Annotated in this window: 9 protein-coding genes; 1 reads left to right on the top strand and 8 read right to left on the bottom strand. The window is 69.1% G+C overall.

Going from position 1 to position 7638, the window contains the following annotated elements:
* The 7 genes from LIG30_RS00005 to gspG all read right to left on the bottom strand — a co-directional run.
* Positions 1 to 1422: tetratricopeptide repeat protein (locus LIG30_RS00005; protein WP_442856831.1), on the bottom strand; the 1422-nt coding region annotated here is incomplete at its 3' end.
* Between the two features lie 251 nt (positions 1423 to 1673).
* Positions 1674 to 2336, bottom strand: coding sequence for a PulJ/GspJ family protein (locus LIG30_RS00010; RefSeq protein ID WP_038708532.1), 663 nt, complete (start codon positions 2334 to 2336; stop codon positions 1674 to 1676).
* On the bottom strand, positions 2320 to 2748 hold the full coding sequence (gene gspI / locus LIG30_RS00015; protein WP_038708534.1) for a type II secretion system minor pseudopilin GspI: 429 nt from the start codon (positions 2746 to 2748) through the stop codon (positions 2320 to 2322). Before gspI ends, LIG30_RS00010 begins: the two co-directional genes overlap by 17 nt.
* A gap of 107 nt (positions 2749 to 2855) precedes the next feature.
* Positions 2856 to 3368, bottom strand: a complete 513-nt coding sequence (gene gspM, locus LIG30_RS00020) for a type II secretion system protein GspM (protein ID WP_038708536.1) — start codon at positions 3366 to 3368, stop codon at positions 2856 to 2858.
* Entirely contained in the window at positions 3332 to 4828 is a 1497-nt protein-coding gene (gene gspL, locus LIG30_RS00025; RefSeq protein ID WP_038708538.1) for a type II secretion system protein GspL, read from the bottom strand. The genes gspM and gspL overlap by 37 nt, the downstream gene beginning before the upstream one ends.
* Positions 4816 to 5412: a GspH/FimT family pseudopilin gene (locus tag LIG30_RS00030; protein ID WP_083493824.1), complete on the bottom strand. Its 597-nt coding sequence runs from the start codon at positions 5410 to 5412 to the stop codon at positions 4816 to 4818. Before LIG30_RS00030 ends, gspL begins: the two co-directional genes overlap by 13 nt.
* Complete coding sequence (gspG, locus tag LIG30_RS00035; RefSeq protein ID WP_162491941.1) at positions 5387 to 5848, bottom strand: type II secretion system major pseudopilin GspG; 462 nt, start codon at positions 5846 to 5848, stop codon at positions 5387 to 5389. Before gspG ends, LIG30_RS00030 begins: the two co-directional genes overlap by 26 nt.
* Positions 5849 to 5932: 84 nt before the next feature.
* Here gspG and LIG30_RS00040 point away from each other — a divergent pair, with 84 nt between their 5' ends.
* Positions 5933 to 6382 carry a general secretion pathway protein GspC gene (locus LIG30_RS00040; RefSeq protein ID WP_051994798.1) on the top strand — a complete coding sequence of 150 codons (450 nt, stop codon included), beginning with the start codon at positions 5933 to 5935 and terminating at the stop codon, positions 6380 to 6382.
* A gap of 8 nt (positions 6383 to 6390) precedes the next feature.
* On the opposite strand, the gene gspF is transcribed toward LIG30_RS00040, so the two are convergent.
* Positions 6391 to 7608, bottom strand: coding sequence for a type II secretion system inner membrane protein GspF (gene gspF / locus LIG30_RS00045; protein WP_038708539.1), 1218 nt, complete (start codon positions 7606 to 7608; stop codon positions 6391 to 6393).
* Between the last annotated feature and the right edge of the window lie 30 nt (positions 7609 to 7638).

The following is a 7638-nucleotide window of genomic DNA, read 5'->3' on the forward strand; positions in this document are numbered from 1 at the left end:
GAACTGCAGCGTGTCGCCGAAGCCCTGCTCCGCGTGCACCAGGATGGTCTTGCCGTCGAGCGGGGTGTCGCCCTGCCACAGCGGCTGCGCGAACGGCCGATAGTGCCGCGCGAGCTGCGCGTCCCGCAGCCGCCATTCGTATTCCGCCCACCCGCGCGCGAAGTCGCCCTCGACCAGATACAGCGATGCGCGCGAGAAATGTGCGTCCGCGTAATCCGGGTTCAGCGCGATCGCACGCTCGTACGCCGCCAGCGCGTCGGCCGGCTGCGACAGTTCATAATGCAGGTTGCCGCGATTGAGCCAGTTGGTCGGGTGATCGGGACGCAGCGCGAGCGCACGATCGAGCGAGGCCATCGCCTCGTCGTAACGATGCAGGTCCTGCAGCACGCTGCTGCGGTTGGTCCACGCTTCCGCGAAATCCGCGTCGTGCGCGAGCACGGCATCGTAGCTCGCGAGCGCCTCGTCGTAGCGCTGCAGGAAGCGCAGCGCGGTGCCGCGATTGCACTGGATATCGGCCGCGTGCGGCTCGATCGCGAGCGCGAGCGCATAGCTGTGTAGCGCGTCGTCGTGGCGCTTCAGTTGCAGGTACGCATTGCCGCGGCACGCCAATGCGCGTGCATGGCCGGGATCGTGCCCGAGCACGCGTTCGCAGCGCTCGATCGCCTCGCCCGCGCGGCCGAGCCGCTCCAGCGCGACCGCGCTGTTGTAGATCGCGTCGACCCGTGCGGGCTCGGCCGCGATTGCCTCGTTGAACGCCGCGAGCGCCTCGTTCAGGCGGCCGAGATCGACGAGCGTCTGGCCGCGCATCGTCAGCATCGCGGCAACGCCGGGCCGGATCTCGACCGCGCGGTCGAAACAGTGCAGCGCGTCGGCCGGGCGCTGCAGCGCGCGCAGCACCAGCCCGCGGTTGAACCACGACTCGAACGAACGCGAATCGACCATCAGCGCGCGATCGTAGGTGTCGAGCGCCTCGTCGAAACGGCCCAGCGCGCGCAACGCGCTGCCGCGGTTGCACCACGCGTCGAGCACCAGCGGCGAGCGCGCGAGTGCGCGGTCGAACGCCGCGAGCGCCGCCTCGTGGCGTTGCAGCCCGAGCAGCGTGTTGCCCTGGCGCACGAGCGTCTGCACGTCGTTCGGCTCGACTCGCAGCGCGGCGGCGAAATGCTCGAGCGCCTCGTCGACGCGCCCACTCTCGCCGACGATCGCACCGAGATCGGACAGCGCGCGCGCGCCCGCCTCGATCGCGATCGACTGGCGAATCAGCGCCTCGGCCTCGGCCGCGGCGCCGCGCTGGAATTGCAGCACGCCGTACAGGTGCAGCGCCTGCGGATTGTCCGGCTCCTTCGCGAGCACCGCGAGATATTCCTGCGCCGCATCGGCGAGGCGCCCCGCCCCGTGCCAGTTGCGCGCGCGCGTCAGCATCCCCGCTGCTTGCCGCTGCGCACCCTCGTCATTCGCGGCCGCACCCGCCGGTGCCTCCTGTCGGTATTCGCCCGCCACGTTCGCCCCCTTCAGGTTATGCGCATGCCGTCGCCGCGACGCGCGCCGCACGGGCGGTCACGGCGATCGATCCCGACGGAGACTAATGGAAGGCCGGTAACACGACGATGACGAATGTTACGGACCATTCCGGACGCGACACGCGCCGCCATGGGGGGGCGCGGTGGTCGCCGCTACTGGCCGATCGGGATCATCCGCACGTAGTCCACTGGAGGCGAGCCGATCGACACCTTGAAGCGGACGCCGCGCGGCAGCGGCATCCCGATCGACGTCACGTTGCTGATCCCGTGCTGCGACAGGAATTGCGCGTAGGTCTGCTCGATCACGCGCTGGTTCGACGTCCAGCCGTCCGGCGCGATCCATACCGCGAGCTGCATCGCGCGCGCCTCGCGACTGACCACCACGCTCGCGAACCTGTCCATCTCGTGCAGTGCGGCGTCGAGCTCGGCGAGCGACGCGAGCGGCTGCGACGCGCTGCGTTCGAGCGTCCGCCCGTTCAGCCGGTAGCGCACGACCTGCACCTGTGCCGGCCCGCCGCCGACGCCGACGTGGCGCACCAGCACCAGCTCATTGGGACGGATACGCAGCGGCGGCCCGAACACCTCGTCGGCGGTCACGAGGTTCAGCATGTCGAACTGCAACTGGGAGAAATAGCGGCCGAGCAGCCGCGTGTTCGCGAGACTGGACGCGATGTCGTCACGGCCGACGATCGTCGCACTGAGCCCGCGCCACGACAGCAGCGCGATCACTGCGAGCAACGTGATCGCGACCAGCATCTCGATCAGCGTGAAGCCTTTCGCTCGCTTGCGCACGCGGCGCTCAATGACGTGCTTCATCCTGTACCACCGTAACGACCTGCGCGAGCACGGTCCTGCTTGTCGCCGAAGGATAGACGCTCACCGTGACCGTCCGCACGAGCGGGCTGGACAGCGCCGCGACCGACTGGCGGCAGACGAACGGATACGGGCCCTGCGGGCACGCGAACGTGTCGCTGCCGATGGCCGGCCAGCCGGCTGAAATGCGTATCGCGCCAAGCGCGTTGTCCGCACTCCACAGCGCGAGCAATCGCATCCGCGCGGCGTCGGTGTTCGACGCGAGCGAGCCGATCGCGCGCATCACGGCGGCCAGCGCGATCGCGACGATCGCGAGTGCGACCAGCACTTCGATCAGCGTGAAGCCACGGGCCCCTGCGCGGGATCTGCTGCGGCCCGTTGGCTCGTCATGGTTCGCGGATCGTTCGTCGCGCATCGTCCTCATCCGTCGATTGGTTGCCCCGCGAGTCGTGCCGCCGAGTCCTGACGCCACACGTTATGCCGGACCCGTGGCACGCATGTGTCGAAAGGTACGGACCATGCTCACGGCTCCGACGACGGCTGCAGCGTCGCCGAAACCGTCGCGACGCCGGGCTTGCCGTCCGAGCTCGCGCTCGCCGCCGCCACGCGCACCCGCTGCTCGCGGCGCGCGCGGTCGAGCCAGCCCATCCACGCGGCGAACGGCACGCTCTTCACGCCCACCTGAACGCCGTTGCCGATGACGGCCACCTGCGCATTGACGATACCCGCCTGCACGAGCGATGCGGCGAGCGCATCGCGCAATGCCGCGCCGGCGGGCACGCGGACCGCGGCCGCGGCGCGCAGCCGGCGCACCTCGCCGAGCTGCGACTCGACGTCGGCGAGCTGCGCCTGCAGCGCCGGCAGCCGCGCGGCGATCCGCGTGCGGCCGGTGTCCGCAGGCTCCCACAGTGCGGTGTAGACGAACGCGGCGAGCGCGAGCGCACCGCCTGCCACGAGCAGCGTCCGCTCTCGCGGCGTGCGCGTCTCGAGCCACGCCGTCAGCGCGGCGCGGGCCGCGCGGAACCGATGGTCCATTTCGCGTTGTCCTCCTGAACGGTCAGGCCCTGCGCCTGCAGCCGACGGCGGAAACCGTCGGCGTCGAGCGTCGTGCCCGGCCGGAATGTCACGTCGAGCGAGCCGTCGCGATAGTCGAGCATCGCGACCGCGTCGGACGGGATCGGCGCCAGCGCGCGCGCCAGCGCAGATGCGAGCACCAGATAATCGTTCGCGCGCAGCTCGCCCGCCGCGCCGCGCAGCCGCTCGAGGCCGGCCTGCATCTGCGCATGCGGGTCGAGCACCGCCGTCGTGCCGGGGAAGGCGGTCTTCATCACGTCCGTCATCCGCGCGTTCAACGCGTCCTCGCGATGACGCAGCCGATACCACTGCACGTTCACCGTCGCGGTCGAGACAGCCAGCGAGGCAATCGCGAAGCCGAGCGCGAACCGCCATGGGCGCCAGCCGTTCGATACGCCCGTTGCGCGCGCACCGGAAGCGAATTCGAACTGACACAGGTCGAACGGGCATGCGAGCGCGCCGTGCGCAAGCGTTTCCCACGGCAAGGTCCGCGCAGCGAGCGGAAACGCGTTGGGTCGGGCCGCGCCGGCGCGGGCGAATGCCGGCGCGCGCACGTCGGCGGTGGCAGGGACATCTTGCGGTTCGTCTGCATCGCCGTGTGCAGTGACTGCCAATGCATGAACCCGGATCGGCTGGAGACGCGACAGCTCCGCGATCGCGACGTCGAGCGCGGATGCGTGCGTTTCGAAACCGAATCCCGCCGTGCCCTGCTTCACCGCCACGTCGAGCCACTGCGCGTCGTCGTCGCTGTCGGCATTGCTATCGGCAACGTTATCGGTGGCGTTATCGGCATCGTTCGCTTCGATACGGAGCGTCGCGCGACGCACGATCAGCACGTCCGCTTCGTCCGGCAGCCCGGATTCGATACCCTCTCCTGCAGCCGTATCGTCGGTTTCGGCGACAGCCGCCGCCGTTTCGTCCGCACTGTCGATGACCGCGTCGTCCGCTCGCGCGGCAGGCATCGGCGCCGCTATCGTCAGCTCGCCGGCCGGCATGCAGTGGAGCAACGGCACCACACGCAAGCGGCGATGGCCGGCAGCGACGAACGCATCGAGCAGCGCGCCAAACCGCTCGCGCTCGACGACGGCCACGCGCCGCTGCGCATCGCCCTTCGCCGCGGGCGCGACGGCCACATGACAGCGTTGCGCGTCATCGATCAGATACTCCTCGACCGCATGCGGCAGGATGCGGCGCAGCTTCATGCCGGTGACGGGCGGCAGCGGGACGTCGATGAGCAGCGTATCGCGCGCAGCCAGCACGAGCACCGTGGCCGCCGCCTTCGGCCATGCATCCGGCGGCGCGTCGCCTGCCCGTTCGAGCCGCGCGTGGCGATCGAAGCACGCATACGGCATCGGCATGGTTTGCCATGTCTGCGCATCGAACGTGTCGAGCGGCGGCAACAGCACGATCAGGCTCGACATCGCGTCTCCCCGCTATGTTGCGACGGCATGCACACGAGCGGTCGCTGCACGACAAAATTGCCGATCCCGGTCGCGACGACGGCAAGCCGTATCGCACCGGACGACAGCGTGATCGTCACCGGCACGTCGATGCTTTCCTCGCCGATCACGACGCGCGAGACGGGCTCGCCGCCACCGGTATACCGGATCGACACGCCGGTCACGTCCGCGCCCCAGCGGCGCGGACGAAACAGCTCGTCGGTCATCGGCGTCCAGTTTCCGCGCTCGGTGTGCTGGAGGAACCGGTAGCCGCCGTCGACCGGCTGCCACGCGATCGCAAGTGAACGCACCTGCGCCTCGTCGCCGGCCGATTCGAGCAAGTTGGCGAGACGCTGCGCGTCCTCGGCGAGATCGGTGCGCCGATTGCGCGACGGCGCGAGCGCGACGACCGCGACGAGCAGCCCGGCGATGACCAGCACGACGAGCATTTCGAGCAACGTGAAGCCGGCCGCGCCCCGAACGGAGTGCGCCGGGGGCACGCGACGCTGCCGTTCCGGTATGCCCGCGCGCATCACGCGTCTACTGCCACGAACCGATGTCCGCATCATTCCCTTCTCCGCCGGCCTTGCCGTCCGCGCCGTAGCTGAACACGTCGATCGCGCCGTGCGTGCCCGGGTTCAGATACTGGTACGCGTTGCCCCACGGATCGTTCGGCAGCCGTTCGAGATAACCGCCGTCCTTCCAGTTGTTCGGCACCGGCTCCGTCGTCGGCTTCTGAACCAGCGCGCCGAGCCCCTGCTCCTGAGTCGGATAGCGGCCGTTGTCGAGACGGTACAGATTCATCGACTGCATGATCGTACCGATGTCCTGTTTCGCGGCAATGCGGCGCGCCTCGTCAGGTCTGCTCATGATCTTCGGCACGATCAGCGCCGCGAGAATCCCGAGGATCGCGATCACGACCATGATTTCGATCAGCGTGAAGCCGCGTTGTCGCCGGCGTGCGTGGCGCATCGGTGCGCGCGTGTCGTGTGGCGTCATCATGCATTCATCCTCGCGTCAAAGAATACGAATATGTCGCTTGAACCCGATCGGTGTTTCCGCCGATCCCCTGATCGTCCCACCGCCATGAAACCCATCGATCTGCTGTACCCGGTCAAACATCCGTCCGCCATCGCGCCGGCGCTCGCCACGCTGGCCGCCGCCGCGTCGCTCGTCGCGGTCGCGCTATGGTCCGTGCGCGTGCTGAACGCCCCCGATGCACCCGCACCTGCGCGCCCGGCACCACCGGCACCGTTCGACGTGTCCGCCGGCGCGCAGCTGTTCGGCGCGAAGCCGGGCGACGACGCGCAGCAGGCCATCCAGCTGCTCGGCATCCTGTCTTTCGATGCGCGCCACTCGGCCGCGATCGTCAGCATCGGCGGCGATCCGGCACGCGTCGTGCGGCTCGGCGGCATGCTTGGCGAGATCGGCAAGCTCGCCGAGGTGCGTGCGCGCTCGATCGTCGTCGATCGGGACGGACTGCAACGCGAAGTCGCGCTGCCCGTCGCGCAGAACCCGACCGCGTTCGTCCGCTGACGCACGCATCACTGCACCATGTTGTTCAGCTCGATGATCGGCATCATCACCGCGAGCACGATCACCAGCACGACACCTCCCATCGCCAGGATCAGCAGCGGCTCGAGCAGGCTCGTCAGGAACATCGTGCGACGCTCGAGCTCGCGTGACTCGCCGTCGGCCGCGCGATCGAGCATCGTCGTCACATCGCCCGTGGCTTCGCCCGAACGGATCAGGTGCACGAGCACCGGCGGGAACGTCTTCGTATTGCCGAGCGCGCGCGACAGCGCCGAGCCTTCGCGCACGCGCACGATCGCGTCGTCGATGTTCGCGTGCATCGCGCGGTTGCCGAGCGTTTCGCCCGCCGCCTGCAGCGCGCGCAGGATCGGCACGCCCGCCGCGGTGAGAATGCCGAGCGTGCTCGCGAAACGCACCGTGTTGTAACCGCGCACGATCTTGCCGGCGAGCGGCGCGGTGAGCAGCCAGGTATCGAACGCGAGCCGCGGGCCCGACCGGGCCAGCACCTTGCGCACGAGGAATCCAGCCGACGCGACCGCCGCGAGCGACGCCCACCACCAGTGCCGGACGAAATTCGACAGCGCAAGCATCGCGATCGTCAGAAACGGAAGCTGCTGCTTCGTGCTGGTGAACACGTTTGCGACTTGCGGCACCACGTAGCTGAGCAGGAACGTGACGATGCCGAACGCGATCACGGTGACGACCGCCGGATACGTGAACGCGAGCACGATCTTCTGCTTCAGCGCGTTGCTCTGCTCGATGTAGTCGGCCAGGCGCGACAGCACGATGCCGAGCTTGCCGGTGTGTTCGCCCGCCGCGACGAGCGCGCGATAGATGTCGGGGAAATCGCGCGGGTGTTCCGACAGCGCGTTCGCAAACGAATGCCCGCCGACGACTTCCGCGCGAATCGACGCCATCAGCTCGCGCACGTAGTCGCGCTCGGCCTGTTCGCTCAGCACCAGCAGCGCTTCGTCGAGCGGCAGCCCGGCGATCAGCAGGCTCGCGAGCTGGCGCGTGAGGATCGCCTGCTCGCGCTGCGACAGCTTGCGGCCGAGCGCGAGGCGTTGATTGCGTTCGCCGTGCAGCTTCGAGGCGGCAAGCTCGACGACGAGCGGCGTCAATCCCTGCGTGCGCAATTGACTGCGGCCACCGCGCGCGCTGTCGGCTTCCAGCACGCCCTTCAGCGTGCGGCCGGTCCGATCGATCGCCTCGTAACGAAATGCGGACATGTCAGTGCTCTCCCGTCACGCGCAGCACTT

This window comes from Burkholderia sp. lig30 (genome assembly GCF_000687455.2).
In the GTDB taxonomy this organism is placed as follows: domain Bacteria; phylum Pseudomonadota; class Gammaproteobacteria; order Burkholderiales; family Burkholderiaceae; genus Burkholderia.

Bases quoted from the DNA above. Each gene is read 5' to 3' on its own strand.
- LIG30_RS00010 (WP_038708532.1), bottom strand. From the start codon at position 2,336: ATGAAGCACGTCATTGAGCGCCGCGTGCGCAAGCGAGCGAAAGGCTTC.
- gspI (WP_038708534.1), bottom strand. From the start codon at position 2,748: ATGCGCGACGAACGATCCGCGAACCATGACGAGCCAACGGGCCGCAGC.
- gspM (WP_038708536.1), bottom strand. From the start codon at position 3,368: ATGGACCATCGGTTCCGCGCGGCCCGCGCCGCGCTGACGGCGTGGCTC.
- gspL (WP_038708538.1), bottom strand. From the start codon at position 4,828: ATGTCGAGCCTGATCGTGCTGTTGCCGCCGCTCGACACGTTCGATGCG.
- LIG30_RS00030 (WP_083493824.1), bottom strand. From the start codon at position 5,412: ATGCGGACATCGGTTCGTGGCAGTAGACGCGTGATGCGCGCGGGCATA.
- gspG (WP_162491941.1), bottom strand. From the start codon at position 5,848: ATGATGACGCCACACGACACGCGCGCACCGATGCGCCACGCACGCCGG.
- LIG30_RS00040 (WP_051994798.1), top strand. From the start codon at position 5,933: ATGAAACCCATCGATCTGCTGTACCCGGTCAAACATCCGTCCGCCATC.
- gspF (WP_038708539.1), bottom strand. From the start codon at position 7,608: ATGTCCGCATTTCGTTACGAGGCGATCGATCGGACCGGCCGCACGCTG.